Annotated in this window: 14 protein-coding genes; 6 read left to right on the forward strand and 8 right to left on the reverse strand. The window is 72.0% G+C overall.

Annotated features, from left to right (window positions below):
- Positions 1–16: 16 nt before the first annotated feature.
- From ACH4K4_RS19840 to ACH4K4_RS19860, 5 genes are all read right to left on the reverse strand, one after another.
- Positions 17–1,153, reverse strand: coding sequence for an LLM class flavin-dependent oxidoreductase (locus ACH4K4_RS19840; protein WP_398168816.1), 1,137 nt, complete (start codon positions 1,151–1,153; stop codon positions 17–19).
- A gap of 109 nt (positions 1,154–1,262) precedes the next feature.
- Positions 1,263–2,267 (reverse strand): TIGR03619 family F420-dependent LLM class oxidoreductase, encoded by a 1,005-nt coding sequence (locus ACH4K4_RS19845; RefSeq protein ID WP_398168817.1) that lies wholly within the window; start codon positions 2,265–2,267, stop codon positions 1,263–1,265.
- Between the two features lie 90 nt (positions 2,268–2,357).
- The gene (locus tag ACH4K4_RS19850; RefSeq protein ID WP_398168819.1) at positions 2,358–2,741 is read right to left on the reverse strand and encodes a thiol-disulfide oxidoreductase DCC family protein; all 384 of its coding nucleotides are present in this window, start codon (positions 2,739–2,741) and stop codon (positions 2,358–2,360) included.
- A gap of 33 nt (positions 2,742–2,774) precedes the next feature.
- Positions 2,775–3,578: an alpha/beta fold hydrolase gene (locus tag ACH4K4_RS19855; RefSeq protein WP_398168821.1), complete on the reverse strand. Its 804-nt coding sequence runs from the start codon at positions 3,576–3,578 to the stop codon at positions 2,775–2,777.
- Between the two features lie 165 nt (positions 3,579–3,743).
- Positions 3,744–4,964 carry an amidohydrolase family protein gene (locus ACH4K4_RS19860; RefSeq protein ID WP_398168823.1) on the reverse strand — a complete coding sequence of 407 codons (1,221 nt, stop codon included), beginning with the start codon at positions 4,962–4,964 and terminating at the stop codon, positions 3,744–3,746.
- Positions 4,965–5,317: 353 nt separating this feature from the next.
- Here ACH4K4_RS19860 and ACH4K4_RS19865 point away from each other — a divergent pair, with 353 nt between their 5' ends.
- Positions 5,318–8,260, forward strand: coding sequence for a BTAD domain-containing putative transcriptional regulator (locus ACH4K4_RS19865; protein WP_398168824.1), 2,943 nt, complete (start codon positions 5,318–5,320; stop codon positions 8,258–8,260).
- Between the two features lie 285 nt (positions 8,261–8,545).
- On the opposite strand, the gene ACH4K4_RS19870 is transcribed toward ACH4K4_RS19865, so the two are convergent.
- Entirely contained in the window at positions 8,546–8,818 is a 273-nt protein-coding gene (locus tag ACH4K4_RS19870; protein ID WP_398168826.1) for a hypothetical protein, read from the reverse strand.
- 340 nt (positions 8,819–9,158) lie between these two features.
- On the opposite strand from ACH4K4_RS19870, the gene ACH4K4_RS19875 reads away from it, so the two are divergent.
- Entirely contained in the window at positions 9,159–9,422 is a 264-nt protein-coding gene (locus tag ACH4K4_RS19875) for a hypothetical protein (protein WP_398168828.1), read from the forward strand.
- An 81-nt stretch (positions 9,423–9,503) separates the two neighbouring features.
- On the opposite strand, the gene ACH4K4_RS19880 is transcribed toward ACH4K4_RS19875, so the two are convergent.
- Positions 9,504–9,935 carry a pyridoxamine 5'-phosphate oxidase family protein gene (locus ACH4K4_RS19880; protein ID WP_398168830.1) on the reverse strand — a complete coding sequence of 144 codons (432 nt, stop codon included), beginning with the start codon at positions 9,933–9,935 and terminating at the stop codon, positions 9,504–9,506.
- Between the two features lie 149 nt (positions 9,936–10,084).
- Here ACH4K4_RS19880 and ACH4K4_RS19885 point away from each other — a divergent pair, with 149 nt between their 5' ends.
- Positions 10,085–11,680, forward strand: a complete 1,596-nt coding sequence (locus tag ACH4K4_RS19885; protein ID WP_398168832.1) for a class I adenylate-forming enzyme family protein — start codon at positions 10,085–10,087, stop codon at positions 11,678–11,680.
- Positions 11,681–11,745: 65 nt separating this feature from the next.
- Here the strand turns inward: ACH4K4_RS19885 and ACH4K4_RS19890 are convergent, their stop codons facing one another.
- Positions 11,746–13,377 (reverse strand): FadD3 family acyl-CoA ligase, encoded by a 1,632-nt coding sequence (locus tag ACH4K4_RS19890; RefSeq protein WP_398168834.1) that lies wholly within the window; start codon positions 13,375–13,377, stop codon positions 11,746–11,748.
- A gap of 103 nt (positions 13,378–13,480) precedes the next feature.
- On the opposite strand from ACH4K4_RS19890, the gene ACH4K4_RS19895 reads away from it, so the two are divergent.
- From ACH4K4_RS19895 to ACH4K4_RS19905, 3 genes are read left to right on the forward strand one after another with little or no spacing between them, the layout of a single operon-like run.
- On the forward strand, positions 13,481–14,632 hold the full coding sequence (locus ACH4K4_RS19895; protein ID WP_398168836.1) for a lipid-transfer protein: 1,152 nt from the start codon (positions 13,481–13,483) through the stop codon (positions 14,630–14,632).
- A gap of 6 nt (positions 14,633–14,638) precedes the next feature.
- A complete protein-coding gene (locus ACH4K4_RS19900) occupies positions 14,639–15,115 on the forward strand; it encodes a Zn-ribbon domain-containing OB-fold protein (RefSeq protein ID WP_398168838.1) in 477 nt (158 codons plus the stop codon).
- Entirely contained in the window at positions 15,112–15,888 is a 777-nt protein-coding gene (locus ACH4K4_RS19905) for an enoyl-CoA hydratase/isomerase family protein (RefSeq protein ID WP_398168840.1), read from the forward strand. Before ACH4K4_RS19900 ends, ACH4K4_RS19905 begins: the two co-directional genes overlap by 4 nt.
- Positions 15,889–15,910: the final 22 nt, after the last annotated feature.

Consider the following 15,910-nt stretch of genomic DNA (forward strand, 5'->3'; position numbering starts at 1 on the left):
CGGTAGTCCCTTTCGCTCAGGCGTCAGGTCCGGCGGCGGCCTGCCGGAAGCGGGTGGTCCGGTGGACCGGGTCCGTGTCGATCTTCGGGATCACGTGCTCGCCGATGAGGCGGATGGTGGTGAGGGTGTCCTCGGGCGAGACGCCGATCGGCAGGCCGAAGGAGAGCTGGTCGGCGCCGGCCTGTTCCCAGCGCTTGCACTGGCGGAAGACCTCGTCCGGGTCGCCGCAGATCATCAGCTCCTCGGCGATCAGCAGCTCGATGATCTCCTCGGTGTACTCGGGCAGCAGCTCGGGCCACTCGGGAATGCCCTCGGGGCGCGGGAAGGTGTCGTGGTAGCGGAACAGCAGCGACTGGAGGTAGTTCAGGCCGCCGCCCACCGCGATCTCGACGGCCTTGTGGTGCGTCTCGGCGCAGATGGCGGTGGAGGTGACCATGACGTTGTCGTTGACGTAGCCGCCGACCGGCTCGGCCTGCTCGACGGCCGTCTTGTACGACTCGACGACCCACTCCATGTCGGCGACCTTCTGCACGCTGAAGCCCAGCACGCCCAGGCCCTTGCGCCCGGCCATCGCGTACGAGGAGGGCGAGCCGGCCGCGTACCACATCGCCGGGTGCGACGCCCCGTACGGCTTGGGCAGGACCTTGCGCGGCGGCAGCTGCCAGTGCTTGCCCTGGAAGCCCTGGTACTCGTCCTGGAGCCACATCTTGGGGAACTCGGCGATGGTCTCTTCCCACAGCTCCTTGGTGTGGTTCATGTCGGTCACGCCCGGCATGAACCCGAGGATCTCGTGGCTGCCCGCGCCGCGCCCGGTGCCGAACTCGAAGCGGCCCTCGGAGAGGTGGTCGAGCATGGCGGCCTTCTCGGCGACCTTGACCGGGTGGTTGACCGGGGCGAGCGGGTTGAAGATGCCGGACCCGAGGTGGATGCGTTCGGTGGCGTGGGCGAGGTAGCCCAGGTAGACGTCGTTGGCGGACAGGTGCGAGTACTCCTCCAGGAAGTGGTGCTCGGAGGCCCAGGCGTACTTGAACCCCGACCGGTCGGCCTGGATGACGTACTCGGTCTCCTCCATCAGCGCGTGGTGCTCCGCCTCGGGGTCGACCTTCGCCCGCGCGGCGGGCACATATCCCTGTACGAACAGTCCGAACTCCACGGTGGTTCACCGTCCCTCGTCCGCTCCGGCCGCCTGACCTGACGGGCCGTCAGGTCGCGCGCTCGACTGTCGCACCGGGCTCCCGGCCGGGTCAATAGCTGACGCCCCATCAGGAACCGACGGCCAGGTGCGGTGCCACCTCGCCGGCGAAGGCCGCCATCTGGTCGGTCAGCTCCGTACGGCTCCGGCTGCGGAACCGGACCTGAATCTGCCGTACGCCCATCGCCCCGTACTCGCGCAGCGACTCCGCCAGCCGGTCGGGCGGCCCGGTGAGGGTGCGCCCGCCGACCTCCCAGGCAGGCTCGCCGACGTACAGCGGCTCGGTGATGGCGCCGGTCTCGGCGGGTGTCTCGATGCCGGCCTCCGCGCGCAGCCGCCGCAGCCTCGCCAGCCGCGCCGGGAGCTCGTCCCTGCTGCCGCCCTGCGGCAGCCAGCCGTCGCCGCGGACCGCGGCCCTGCGGACGGCCGCGGGCGAGGAGCCGCCCACCCAGACCGGCGGGCGCGGCACCTGCGCGGGGCGCGGCGCCTGGCCCAGCCCGTCGAAGGCGGTCCGCTCCCCCTGGAAGGAAGGGAACTCCTGCGGCCCGAGGGCCGCCTTCAGGGCGTCGATCGCCTCGTCCAGCAGGGCGCCGCGCCGCGTGAAGTCCACGCCGAGGGCGTCGAACTCCTCCCGTACGTGTCCGGCGCCGACCCCGAGGATCAGCCGCCCGCCCGAGAGGTGGTCGAGGGTCGCGTACTGCTTCGCGGTGATCAGCGGGTGCTTGAGGGCGGCCACCGCGACGTGGCTCAGCAGACGTACGCGCACGGTGGCCGCCGCCAGGTAGGAGAGGGTGGCGACCGGGTCGTACCAGACCGTGCCCATCGCCGCGGCCAGCCGGCGCGGGATCGCGACGTGCTCACAGCAGGCGATGTAGGCGAAGCCATGGCGGTCGGCGGTGCTGGCGATCTCGACGAGGTCGGCGGGTCCGGCGCCGGCCTCCCAGGGTTCCGCGTAGAGGGTGCTCTGCGACTGCACCGGGAGTTGCATGCCGTAGGCGGTCCGCCCTTCGGGCAGCACCCGCACCCCGTCACCGGTGGCGCCGTCCCGTGTGCCGCTTCCCGTCCCGCTGTCCATGCGCACGCCCCACCCCGACCTGACGGACCGTCACCGGCATTTGCCGGTCATGGTGTTGGCTGACGGGCCGGCAGGCAAGGGGTGCGGGCGTCAGGGCCTGAGGTGAGCGGGCAGCGAGCAGGCCGCGGTGCCGCCGGGCATACGGTGCCGGTTGTCGGCGACCAGGCGGTAGACGGCGTGGGCGAGCTGCCGGAGCGGCGGCAGGGTCAGCAGCGCCCCGGGCACGGACCAGACCCCGCGCGCGCTCATCAGCAGCTTGGCGACCGCCTGCGCCCCGCCGTACACGGTGCCCGCCGGGGTGATCCACAGCACCTCGTGCTCGGCCCGCTCCTGGGTGACGCCGAGCGCCTCCAGGTCGGTGAACTGCCAGGCCGTGACGGTGCAGCGGGGGCGGATGCGGCGTTCGGCGAACCTCACGGAGGTGGTGCAGAAGCCGCAGTCTCCGTCGTAGACGAGTACGGGTCGTGTCCTCATGCCCCCATCATGCCGGGGCGCCGGCAGGCCCCCTCAGCCGGCCGCGCCGATCCGCTCCCCCTCCCCCGCCGCGGCCCGGAGCAGCAGGTCGGTCAGGTCGCCGGGGCGGGACAGCATGGGCCAGTGCCCGGTGTCCAGGTCGAAGAAGCCGAACCGGGGGTCGGCGAGCGGGGCGAAGCGCGGATCGCCCGTCGCCACCAGGGCGCGGACCGCCGCGGTACTGGTGACGTTCCTGGTGCAGAAGACGGCGGTCGCGGGCAGCCCGGCCGCCGCGCCGGACAGCCGGACCGGCTGGGTGAGGGTGGCCAGCGGCTGGGGCGCGGCCAGGCGGGCCAGCCGGTCCAGGCCCTCCTTGGAGATGCCGTCCAGGCTGCCCCAGATGTCGGTCTCCTCGAACGCGGGCGGCGGCAGCCGCCAGCCGTCGCCGTGCTCCTGGGCGCGCCGCAGCAGCCGCTCGCGCGACGCCGGGTCGGGCAGCGAGTCCAGTACGGCGGCCCCGTCGCTCGGCAGGCCCGAGTCCACGAAGACGAGGCGGGCGATGCGCCCGGGGTCGCGGTCGGCGGCGGCCATGGCCGGGTAGCTGCCGTAGCAGTGCGCGACGAGCACCGTCTCCTCGGCCTCGCCCGGTTCGCCCGCGCCCTCGTGGTCCAGTACCTGCACCACGTCCTCGATGTGGGTGTTCAGGTCGGTGCCGGGGCCTGACAGGTGGCGGCGGTCCCCCATCCCGGTCAGTGTCACCGGATGCGCCCGGTGTCCCGCCGCGCGCAGGTGGTCCGCCACCTCCTGCCAGATCCATCCTCCGGTGTACCCGCCCGACACCAGCACGAACGTCGTCATGTGCGCCACCTCCAGGCCCCCGCGGGGCACGGCCCGTGCGGGCGGCCGGCCGCCGCCCGTCCCATCGTGACCGCACCACCGCTCCGGCGGGGAGATCCCGGGCGTACGAATCCGGCGTGCCGCCGGGGCGCCCGGGGCCGCTGCCCCGCGCGGGCGTACGGGTGTCTAGGCGCCCGCCCACAGCCCGTCCGGGGTCAGCCCCAGGAGGTCGATGGCGTTGCCCCGTACGATGCGCTCGACCACGTCGGGCGCCAGGTGCCCCATCTGGGTCTCGCCGACCTCCTTCGACCGGGGCCAGGTGGAGTCCGAGTGCGGGTAGTCGGTCTCGTACAGGACGTTGCCGACGCCGATCGCGTCCAGGTTGCGCAGTCCGAAGGCGTCGTCGAAGAAGCAGCCGTACACATGCCCGGCGAACAGCTCGGAGGGCGGCCGCAGGACCTTGTCGGCGACGCCGCCCCAGGCGCGGTTTTCCTCCCAGACCACGTCCGCGCGTTCCAGGATGTACGGGATCCAGCCGATCTGTCCCTCCGCGTACATGATCCGCAGGCCGGGGAAGCGGTCGAAGGCGCCGCTCATCAGCCAGTCGACCATCGAGAAGCAGCAGTTGGCGAAGGTGATGGTGGAGCCGACGGCGGGCGGCGCGTCGGCGGAGGTGGACGGCATCCTGCTGGAGGAGCCGATGTGCATGGCGATGACGGTGCCGGTCTCGTCACAGGCCCGCAGGAAGGGGTCCCAGTCGCCGGTGTGGATGCTGGGGAGTCCCAGATGTGGCGGGATTTCGCTGAAGCAGACCGCCCGTACGCCCCGTTCCGCGTTCCGGCGCACCTCGCGCGCGGCCAGTTCCGCGTCCCACAACGGGACGAGGGTGAGCGGTATGAGGCGTCCGCCCGCGGCCGGCCCGCACCACTCCTCCACCATCCAGTCGTTGTAGGCGCGCACGCCCAGCAGCCCCAGTTCGCGGTCCTTGGCCTCGGTGAAGGTCTGGCCGCAGAAGCGCGGGAACGTGGGGAAGCACAGCGCGGACTGGACGTGGTTGACGTCCATGTCGGCCAGCCGCTCCGGCACGCTGTAGGAGCCGGGGCGCATCTGCTCGTAGGTGATCCCTTCCAGTTTGATGTCGTCGCGCGCGTAGCCGACGGCCGTGTCCAACCGGGTGAGCGGGCGGTGCAGGTCCTCGTAGACCCACCAGTCGGCGACCGGACCGGCGTCTCCCGGGCGGCCCATCTTCGGCGCGAACCTGCCGCCGACGAAGGTCATTTCCTTCAGTGGGGCCCGCACGATTCGCGGGCCGATGTCGCGATATTTCGCGGGGAGCCGGTCCTGCCAGACGGTGGGGGGCTCCACTGTGTGATCGTCCACCGAGATTATCTTCGGAAAACTCTCCATCTTTTTACGGTAGCGCTGAGCTGACGACCCGTCAGCAAAAACGTGACGCGGCAGAGTACATGCAGGTGACACGGGTTTGCGCCGGAACCGGCCGGGACACGGATGCTCAGGCGGCTGAGCAGCGACGCTCGGCGCCGCGCCACCGCGCGGACCGCGCACGGGCAGGTGCACGCGCATCCGCACGGGAATCCGCACCGGCACCCACCCCGGAGCCACAGCCGCCGCCAAGCCGAACACCAGCCCGAACGCCGGGCGTGGAGAGACGGTGCCGACACCCGACCCCTACTGACGTAAGGGGCTGCGACAAGGCAGACTGGCCGATGCGAACGAAGTGCACAGGGCAGGGGGACACCATGGACGACGGTCCGGGGCAGAGCCAGGAGCGGCTCCGCTTCACCGTGCTCGGTCCCGTACGGGCCTGGCGCGGCGAGACGCCACTGGCGGCCGGCTCCCCACAGCAGCGCGCACTGCTGGCCGCCCTTCTGCTGCGGGGCGGACGCACCGCCACCGCGTCCGAACTCGTCGACGCGCTGTGGGGCGACGAACCGCCGCACGCCGCCCTCGCGGCGCTGCGCACATACGCCTCCCGCATCCGCAAAGCCCTCGGCGCGGACGCGGACACCCTGGTCAGCGAGTCCGGCGGCTACGCGATCCGGGCGGTGGACAGCCACCCGCTGGACCTGGACCTGGACCACGCCGAGCAGTACGCGGCCGAGGCCGAGAAGGCCAAGGCGTCCGGCGACCGCTGCCGCGCCCGCGACCTCCTGGACGCCGCGCTGGCCCTGTGGGACGGCGAACCGCTGGCCAACCTCGCCGGCCCGTACGCGGAGAACCAGCGCACCCGCCTGGAGGAGTGGCGGCTCTCCCTCCTGGAGACCCGCCTGGAGCTCGAACTCGAACTGGGCTGCCACGCCGAGGCCGTCTCGGAGCTGACCGCGCTGACCGCCACCCACCCCATGCGCGAGCGCCTGCGAGAACTCCTCATGCTGGCGCTGTACCGCAGCGGCCGCCAGGCCGAGGCACTCGCCGTATACGCCGATACGCGCCGTCTGCTCGCGGACGAACTGGGAGTCGACCCCTGCGCGTCCCTCTCCGACCTCCAGCAGCGCATCCTGCGCGCGGACACGGAGCTGGACGCGCCCACGCCACCGCCCGAGGCCCAGGACCCGGCCGAGCCGGTCTTCCGCCGGCCACAGCAACTTCCGGCCACCGTAGCCGACTTCACCGGCCGGGCCGCCTTCGTCACCGAGCTGAGCGAACAGCTCGCCACCGCCGAGGGCCGGGTGATGGCCGTCTCGGCGGTCACCGGCATCGGCGGCGTCGGCAAGACCACCCTCGCCGTGCACGTCGCGCACGCCGCCCACACCCACTTCCCGGACGGCCAGCTCTACGTCGACCTCCAGGGCGCCGGGCACTCCCCTTCCGACCCGGAAGCGGTGCTGGGCGCCTTCCTGCGCGCGCTGGGGACCCCCGACGCCTCCATCCCGAACGGCGTCGAGGAACGGGCCGCCCTCTACCGCTCGGCCCTCGCGGGCCGCCGGGTGCTCGCCCTCCTGGACAACGCCCGCGACGCCGCCCAGGTCCGCCCGCTGCTGCCCGGTACGGAAGGCTGCGCGGCCCTGATCACCAGCCGGGTCCGGCTGATAGACCTGGCCGGCGCGCACCTGGTCGACCTCGACGTGATGAGCCCCGACGAGGCCTTCACCCTCTTCACCCTCATCGTCGGCGAGGAGCGCGTCAACGCAGAGCGCGAGGCCTCCATGGACGTGGTCGGCGCCTGCGGGTTCCTGCCGCTGGCCATCCGTATCGCCGCCTCCCGGCTGGCGGCCCGCCGTACCTGGACCGTCTCCGTCCTCGCGCGCAAACTGGCCGACGAGCGCCGCAGGCTCGACGAGCTGCGCGCCGGCGACCTCGCCGTGAACTCCACCTTCGAGCTCGGCTACAAGCAGCTGGAGCCCCGGCAGGCACGGGCGTTCCGGCTGCTGGGGCTGGCCGACGGGCCCGACATCTCGCTCGCCGCCGCGGCCGCGCTGCTCGACATGGACGCCGACTCCGCCGAGGTGCTCCTCGAATCGCTCGTCGACACCTCGCTGCTGGAGTCCGCGGCACCCGGCCGCTACCGCTTCCACGACCTCGTACGCCTCTACGCCCGCTCCTGCGCCGAGCGCGACGAACAGCCGCCGGCGGAACGCGAGGCGGCGCTGTCCCGGCTGCTGGACTTCTACCTGGCAACCGCCGCCCACATGTACTCACTGGAGCGCCCCGGCGACCGCCTGGCCGACCACACGGAGACCCCGCACTACCCCGGCCTGGTCTTCACCGACCGCGCCGAGGCGCTGAGCTGGCTGTTCAGCGAGACCCGGTGCCTGATCGCCTGCGCGCTCCAGCACACCGGCGAGGGGGCCCTGCGGCGCGCCGTGGACCTGCTGCTGCTCTCCCGGGACATGGCCGAGTCCGGTGCCAACAACCACCAGTACGAGCAGGCGAACCTCACGCTGCTGGCCGCCGCGCGCCGGGCCGGCGACCAGCACGCGGAGGGGCGCGCCCATTGGGCGCTGTCCCCCATCTACACCCAGTCCGGCCGCCTCAACGAGGCCGACGAGCACGCGAAGCTGGCCACCTTGCTGGGGCTGGCGGCCGGCGACTCCTACGTAGCCGCCAACGGCCCGAACGACCGCGGCATCATCGCCAGCATCCAGCACAACCACGAAGCGGCCGAAGGGTACCTGAACCAGGCCCTGTTCGCCTTCCGTGAGAACAACAACAAGCAGTCCGAGGCGAGCGCGCTGTGCAACCTCTCACGCCTGCATCTCGACACCGGACGCGTCGAAAGTGCCATCCGGCTCGCCGAACAAGGCACCGCCTGCTACCGGGAGGCGGGCGCCACACGCCGGCTCGGCAATGGCATGTACGCGCTCGGCATGGCCCTGACGCTCGCCAACAGACTCGACGAGGCCACCCAGCAGCTGACCGACGCGCTCGCCATCTTCCGCGACAGCCGGCAGCGGTTCTGGGAGGGCATGACGTACCTCAGGCTCGCCGAGGTCGACCTCGCGGCGCACCGCCCGGCCAGCGCGGCCAACTACGCCGAGCAGGCACTCTCCGCGCTACGGGGGATCGGCGGCGGACGCTGGCGGGCCCACGCCCTGACGACACTGGGGCATGCCCTCAACCAGATAGGGCACACTGGCCGCGCGAAGGTCTGCTGGCAGGAAGTGATGTCCATCCACGAGCAGATGGGCCTGCCCGTCGACAGTGAGGTACACAATCTCATCGCCCCTGTCGCAGTGGCGTAAAGGCCGCTCCGACCACGGGCTTCGGGCGTTTATCGATCGTTCATCGCGAGGGGCCACTCTCTAATTACCGACCCGCCGCCTCGGGGGGCAAGCGGCTCGGTGACCAAGGCCCCACCGCAAGGTGTCCGGCCGTGGTCCACCCGTCCGGCGACCCACGGGGGAGTTGCCGGCCGGGTGGACCGATTGCGCCCAACCAACGGAGTTGATCACCTTGAGCTCTCAGAAGCAGGCTCGCAAAGGCGACGACAAGGACATCGTCAAACCTCTGGACAGCAATCGCCCCATTCAGCCGATGGACAGCAACCGGCCAATCCAGCCGATGGACAGCAACCGGCCAATCCAGCCGATGGACAGCAATCGTCCGATCCAGCCCGCGGACAGCAACCGGCCTATCCAGCCCATGGACAGCAACCGGCCCATCCAGCCGCTGGACAGCAATCGCCCCATCACCGAGGGCCCGGCTGTCGCCGACGACAGCACCAGGCCCGTACCAGGTGAAGGCGGCGTGGTCGTGATGGACAGCACCAGGCCCATCGCCGACCCGAAGTAACGAGCCACCGCGCACAGACCCGGTCGGGCGGGCCACGGGGGAATCGACGGCCCGCCCGACCGGGGGGAAAAACAAAGACCCACTGCGGGTCCGGCAATCCGGGGGATCGGGGGATCCGGGGGGATTGCCGAATCCGGGGATCGGGGGATCCGGGGGGATCCGGGGGATCGCAGGGGCCGGTTTCGATGGCATCGAGGGGGGAGCCATCGAAGCCGGTCCCCGCGGCATACCCATAGACACGCGCGAACTCCCCTTTTTTACGGCGTTTTCCAGCCGGGGGGATCGAACACACGCCTCACCAGAAGCTAGCGTCACAGAACACGGGATTCCCCCACAGAGGAGTTGGACATGAGCCGTATCAAGCGCACCCTCGTCACGCTCGCCTTCACCGCAGCCGTCGCGGGCGCCGCGGCGGTGCCGGCGGCAGCGGGCGACGGCCACACCCCCAGCGGCCCCGCCGGCATCGGCGCGCTGGACACCAACCGCCCGATATCCGCCGCGGTGACCCCGGACACCAACCGCCCGGTCCCCGGTGACAGCGCCGTGGTCCTGGACACCAACCGTCCGGACAGCGGAGGCGTAGCCGTGCCTCTGGACACCAACCGCCCATAGCCCGCCGGCCCCGTCCGGGCCGCACCACGTACGCCGGGGGGCCGGGACAGGTGAGGCCGGCCCCCTTCCGCGCAGGGCGGACTACCCGACCACCCCCATGTCCGCCGACAACCACCGCTTCGGCCGGAGCCGGATCGTCACCGACGGCCCCAGCGTCGGATGGATGTCCTTCATGTACGCGGCCGCCGCCTCCGGGGCGAGATAGCGCTCGGCCATGTCCTTCAGCTCCGTGTCCGTCGACGGCTCGACCGATACGACCTCGCCCTCGACCGACACGTAGCGGACCGTCGGCGCGACCCGGTCCACCATGACCGAGAACCGGCCGGCCGCCGCGATCAGCTGCGCCTTGCGCGAATCACGCTCGGTCGTGATCCACAACTCTCCGCCCGGCTCGTACCCGTACCAGATCGGCACGGTGACCGGCGCCCGGTCCTCCTCGCCCGACGCCACGGACAACGCGCCGATGTGCGGCTCGGCCAGGAAGCTCTCGCGCTCTTCGATACTCAAGGGCATGACGACTCCAAGCGTGTGGGTGCGATGCGTCGTACCCAACGTCCCATGCGCGCCGGGTGTTCCGCGCCGCCGACGTACTGACGGCCCGTCAGCTACTTGCTACGCTCACCGGCACTGCGCCCTCTCCCCTCCCCTCCAGGAGGTGCGACGTGTTCGAGTCCCACCGTGTGCGCTCGCTCTGGGAACTGGTCGAGTACCGGGCGGACGCCTCACGGGACGCGCCGATGTTCTTCGACGAGACGACCGTGGCCGCGGGCGCGGTCGCGGTCGCGGGCGGGAACGGGCACGGCGACGCCGGGCAGTCCCTCACCCTCACCTTCGGCGAGGTACGGAACCGCGCCCTCCGTCTCGCCGCCGGACTCCACGGCCTGGGTATCCGCCCCGGCACCCGCGTCCTGTGGCAGCTGCCCACCTGGCCCGCGACGGTCGTCACCTCACTCGCGCTCGCCCGGCTCGGAGCCGTACAGATCCCGGTACTGCACCTCCACCGGGAGCGCGAGGTCGGCTTCGCGCTACGGCAGTCGGCGGCGGAGTACGCCATCGTGCCGGGCGAGTGGCGCGGTCACGACTACGCGGCCACGGCCCGGAAGGCGGCCCCCGCCACCACGCGCGTACTCTCCCTGGCCGACGGCCTCCCCCAAGCCCGTACGGACGTACTACCGCCCTTCACGCCGCCGGGCCCCACCCCCACCTGGATCTACTACACCTCCGGCACGACCGCCGACCCCAAGGGCGTCGAACACACCGACCGCGCACTCCTCGCCGGCGGCGTCGGACTGGCCACCGCACTGGGCATGACCAGCGCGGACGTCGGTTCCATCGCCTTCCCGTACGCGCACATCGCGGGCCCCGACTACGTCATCGCGATGCTGCTCAGCGGCTTTCCCGCGGTCGTACTCGACGTGTTCGACCCCGCGTCCGCGGTTGCGGCGTACCGCCGCCACGGGGTCACGATGGCCGGCGGCAGCACGGCCTTCTACCAGGCGTTCCTGGACGAGTCGCGACACCGGGAGGCACCGGCGGGGCCCTTGGTCCCCACTCTGCGCCTGCTGTCGGGAGGCGGCGCCCCGCTGCCACCGGACCTGTACCACGCGGCGGGCCGCGAACTGGAATGCGCGGTGGTGCACGGGTACGGGATGACCGAATGCCCGATGATCGCGATGGGCACGCCGTACGACAGCGACGAACAACTCGCCCACACCGTCGGCAAGCCGGTGACCGGCGCCCGCATCCGCATCACCCGCCCCGACGGCACCGAGGCGGGGCCAGGCGAGCCGGGTGAGGTCACGGTGTCCGGCCCCATGGTCTGCCACGGCTACACGGACCCGGCACTGACGGCCGGGGCATTCGACGCCGACGGCTACTTCCGCACCGGCGACCTGGGCCTGCTGCGGGACGACGGCCACCTGGTCCTGACCGGGCGGCTCAAGGACATCATCATCCGCAAGGGCGAAAACGTCTCCGCCCAGGAGATCGAAGATCTGCTGCGCGCGCATCCGGCGGTGGGGGACGTGGCCGTGATCGGCCTGCCGGACCGCCTGCGCGGCGAGCGTGTGTGCGCGGTGGTCACCCCGGCGGAGGGCGGCCTCGGCCCCCCGACGCTCGCCGTGTTGACCGCGTACCTGCGCGGGGCGGGCCTGATGCCACAGAAACTGCCGGAGCAGGTGGAGATTGTGGGGGCGCTGCCGCGGGGTGGGCCGCTGAACAAGGTTCGTAAGTCCGTGTTGCGGGGGTGGTTCGCGTAGCGGCGTCGCCGCGCAGGGGGTGACTCCCCACCCGCCGGACCAAACGCGCGCCGGCGCGCGCCGCGTCACCGGCGCAGTTTCCCCTTCACCACCTTCCCGCTCGCATTACGTGGCAAGGTTCGTACGAACTCGATCTCGCGTGGCACCTTGTAGTTGGCCATTTCGCGGCGCGCCCAGGTGATCAGTTCGGCCGGTGTGAGGGTGGAGTGCGGGCGGCGGACCGCGTACGCCTTGCCTACTTCGCCGAGCCGGGGGTCGGGGATCCCGATGACGGCGGCCTCGGTCACGTCGGGGTGGCGGGTCAGGAGTTGTTCGATTTCGGCGGGGTAGGCGTTGAAGCCGCCGACGATGAACATGTCTTTCAGGCGGTCGGTGATGCGCAGGTTGCCGTTCTCGTCCAGGGTGCCGACGTCGCCGGTGTGCAGCCACCCGTCGGGCGTCAGTACGGCCGCGGTCGCCTGGGGGTCTTCGTAGTAGCCGGGCATGACGTGGTAGCCGCGGACCAGTACTTCGCCCGGTGTGCCGGCGGGCACGTCGTGGCCGGTGGCGTCCGTGACGCGGATCTCCGTGCCGGGTATCGCGCGACCGGACGTGGCGGCGACGGTTTCGGGCGGGTCGTCGCGCCGGCACATCGTGACGATGCCGGAGCTTTCCGAGAGGCCGTAGGCGGTGAGGACGGTGGCGACGCCCAGGTCGGCGCGGAGTCGTTCGACCAGGCGCAGGGGGACGACGGCGGCACCGGTGACGACCAGGCGCAGGGTGCCGAGGTCGTAGCGGGTTCTTTCGGGGTGGTCCAGGAGTTGCTGGTGGAGGGTGGGCGGGCCGGGGAGCACGGTGACGCGTTCGGCGGTGATGTTGGCCAGTGTCGTGGGGACGCTGAAGACCGGCTGCGGGATCATCGTCGCGCCGCGCAGCAGGCAGGCGATGATCCCGGCTTTGTAGCCGAAGGTGTGGAAGAACGGGTTGACGATCAGGTAGCGGTCGTCTGCCGTCAGCCCGGCGAGTTCGCTCCAGACGGCGTAGGCGCGGAGCGTCTGGGCGTGGGTGATCACGGCGCCCTTGGGGAGCCCGGTGGTGCCGGAGGTGAAAACGATGTCGGATGGGGCATCGGGGCGGACCGCGTCCGCCCGCGCGCGGACCGTTGCCGTGGGCACCGTTTCGCCTGCCGACAGGAAGTTCTTCCAGGTGAGGAACGCCTCGGGGGCGTCGTCGGAGAGGACGACGGCCTGTTCCAGGTGGGGCAGGCCGGGGAGCGGGCCGCGGCCGGTGCCTTCGCCGGCCGCGCGGCGCAGGGAGGCCACGTAGGACGTGCCGAGGAAGGTGCCGGTGACGAAGAGCAGGCGGGCACGGGTGCGGCGCAGTACGTGGGCGGTTTCGGCGCCTTTGAAGCGGGTGTTGACGGGGACCAGGACGGCGCCCGCCGTCACCGCGCCGAGCGCGGCGGTGATCCAGGTGGTGGTGTTGGGGGCCCAGATGGCTACTCGGTCGCCGGGCCGGGTTCCGGCGGCGATGCACGCGGCGGCGGCCTTTTCGACCCGCTCGCCCAACTGGGTGTAGGTGAGGCGGGTGCTTCCTTCGGCGACCGCCTCGGCCGGGCCGTACCGGGCGGCCGCGGCGCGCACCAGGCGCGGGATGCTGCCGTGTGCCAGGTCGGCGCGTGGGTCGGTGTCGTCGGGGGCGTTCGGGTCACCGCGCATCGCACAACCTCCCGCGCAAGAGCTGACTGGGCGTCAGGTTAGCGGTAGCCTCCTCGGCTGTCAGTACGGATGCCCGTAGGGACGGCCGACCACGGAGGTGGCGATGGGGGCGACCCTCAAGGACGCCGCGGCGATAGCGGGGATAGGCCAGACCGCTTTCGCCAAGCGGCTCGCCGAGTCGGAACGCACGCTGGCCTGCCGGGCGATCGTCGCGGCGCTGGACGATGCGGGGGTCGCTCCGTCCGAGGTGGACGCGTTCGCCTCGTACACGATGGAGGAGACCGACGAGGTGGAGGTGGCGAAGGCGATCGGGGCCGGTGACGTCACGTTCTTCGCCAAGGTGGGGTACGGCGGGGGTGGTTCGTGTGCGACCGTCGCCCACCTGGCCGCCGCCATCGCCACCGGGCAGGCGAGCGTCGGTGTCGCCTGGCGGTCGCGCAAGCGCGGTTCCGGGCCCCGCCCGTGGCGCAACACCACCGCCCAACTGCCCACTCCCGCCCAGTGGACCCGCCCCTTCGGTCTGCTGCGGCCCGCCGACGAGATCGGCATGCTCGCCCGGCGCTACATGCACGAGTACGGTGCCACCCGCGACCACTTCTTCAACGTCGCCCTGGCCTGCCGCAACCGGGCCAACCAGAACCCGGCCGCGGTCATGTACGAGCGCCCCCTGACCCGCGAGATGTACATGACCGCGCGCTGGATCAGCGAGCCGCTCTGTCTCTTCGACAACTGCCTGGAGACCGACGGCGCGCTCGCCTGTGTGGTCGTCGCCGCCGAACGCGCCCGCGACCTCCGCCACCGACCGGTGTACGTCCACTCCGTCGCGCAGGGCCTGCCCGCCCAGCACCACGGCATGGTCAACTACTGGACCGACGACCCGCTCACCGGACCGGCCTGGACCGCCGCCCGGCAGTTGTGGAAGCAGGCTGATTTTGGTCCTGGTGACGTTGATGTCGCGCAGATCTACGACGCGTTCACCCCGCTGATCCCGCTCTCCTTGGAAGGTTACGGCTTCTGCGGGCGCGGCGAGGGCGCGGCCTTCACCGAGGGCGGCGCCCTGGAGATCGGCGGCCGGCTTCCGCTCAACACCGCGGGCGGCGGGCTGAGCGAGGCGTACGTCCACGGCTTCAACCTCATCACCGAAGGGGTGCGGCAGCTGCGCGGCGCCGGCACCGCGCAGGTGCCGGACGCCGCCACCTGCCTGGTCACGGCCGGTGAAGGCGTCCCCACATCGGCCCTGTTGCTGAGGAGTTGAGTGCTCATGCCCACCAGCATGACGGGGACCACTGACAACGGGCCCGACGAAGGGTTCCTGCTTCCGGTCGTCGACGAGGACGGGGCTCCCTTCTGGGAGTACGCGGCTCGTGGGGAACTGCGCGTCCAGGGCTGTGCCGCGTGCGGCGCGCTGCGCTTCCCGCCCCGGCCTTGCTGTCCGCGCTGCCAGTCTTTCGAGCACCGGTGGCGCAGGATGACCGGCCGGGGACGCATCTGGTCGTACGTCCTGCCGCACCCGCCGCTGCTGCCCGCCTACGCGGCCCAGGCCCCGTACAACGCCATCGTGGTGGAGCTGGCCGACGCCCCGGACATCCGCCTGGTCGGCAACCTGGTGGCCGCCCCGGACGCCCCGCTGGACTCCGTCGGTCCGGCCCGGCTGCGGATCGGCGCCCCGGTGAAGGTGGCGTTTCACGAGCAGGCGCCGGGCGTCGTCGTACCCCGCTGGCTGCTGGAGCGGCCGTGACGCCGCGGCCGGTGCGCGTCGAGACGGCGGCGGACGGCGTCGCCCTGGTGACGCTCGACCGGCCCGAGCGGCACAACGCCGTCGACCTGGAGACCGCCGGGCGGCTCACCGCGGTGTGGCGCCGGTTCCGGTTCGACGACGACGTACGCGCCATCGTGCTGACAGGAGCGGGGAGCGCGGCGTTCTGCACCGGCATCGACCGCTCCGCGGACGTCCCGCAGCCGTCGTCGCCCTACTCGGCCGACGACCCGCTGCTGCGCATCGGGCCGAAGGCGAACGACCTGTGGAAGCCGGTCGTCGCGGCGGTCGAGGGCATGGCCTGCGGCGGGGCGTTCTATCTGCTCGGCGAGTGCGAGTTCCTGGTCGCCTCCGAGGAGGCGACGTTCTTCGATCCGCACACGGCCTACGGGATGGTCAGCGCGTACGAGTCGGTGTTCATGGCGCAGCGGATGCCGTACGGCGAGGCCGCGCGGCTGGCCCTGATGGGCACGGCGGAGCGGCTCGGTGCCCGCCGCGCCCACGAGACCGGTCTCGTGTCGGAGCTGGCGCCTCCGGGCGGTGCCGTGGCCGCGGCCCTGCGTGCCGCCGCCGTGCTCGCCGCCCAGCCCACCGAGGCGGTGCAGGGCACCGTACGGGCCCTGTGGGCGTCGAAGGAGGCCGTACGGGCGCAGGCGCTGGCCCACGCGCCGCAGCTGATCGCGCTCGGCAACCTGCCACCGGAGCGGCAGGCCGGCCTCTTCGCCTCCCGGGCGCGGGATTTCAGGGTCCGCTGACCGGGGAGGCGAAGGGCGCGGC

Source organism: Streptomyces sp. NPDC017529 (assembly GCF_044329785.1).
GTDB lineage: Bacteria > Actinomycetota > Actinomycetes > Streptomycetales > Streptomycetaceae > Streptomyces.

Bases quoted from the DNA above. Each gene is read 5' to 3' on its own strand.
- ACH4K4_RS19845 (WP_398168817.1), bottom strand. From the start codon at position 2,267: ATGGACAGCGGGACGGGAAGCGGCACACGGGACGGCGCCACCGGTGAC.
- ACH4K4_RS19850 (WP_398168819.1), bottom strand. From the start codon at position 2,741: ATGAGGACACGACCCGTACTCGTCTACGACGGAGACTGCGGCTTCTGC.
- ACH4K4_RS19855 (WP_398168821.1), bottom strand. From the start codon at position 3,578: ATGACGACGTTCGTGCTGGTGTCGGGCGGGTACACCGGAGGATGGATC.
- ACH4K4_RS19860 (WP_398168823.1), bottom strand. From the start codon at position 4,964: ATGGAGAGTTTTCCGAAGATAATCTCGGTGGACGATCACACAGTGGAG.
- ACH4K4_RS19865 (WP_398168824.1), top strand. From the start codon at position 5,318: ATGGACGACGGTCCGGGGCAGAGCCAGGAGCGGCTCCGCTTCACCGTG.
- ACH4K4_RS19875 (WP_398168828.1), top strand. From the start codon at position 9,159: ATGAGCCGTATCAAGCGCACCCTCGTCACGCTCGCCTTCACCGCAGCC.
- ACH4K4_RS19880 (WP_398168830.1), bottom strand. From the start codon at position 9,935: ATGCCCTTGAGTATCGAAGAGCGCGAGAGCTTCCTGGCCGAGCCGCAC.
- ACH4K4_RS19890 (WP_398168834.1), bottom strand. From the start codon at position 13,377: ATGCGCGGTGACCCGAACGCCCCCGACGACACCGACCCACGCGCCGAC.
- ACH4K4_RS19895 (WP_398168836.1), top strand. From the start codon at position 13,481: ATGGGGGCGACCCTCAAGGACGCCGCGGCGATAGCGGGGATAGGCCAG.
- ACH4K4_RS19900 (WP_398168838.1), top strand. From the start codon at position 14,639: ATGCCCACCAGCATGACGGGGACCACTGACAACGGGCCCGACGAAGGG.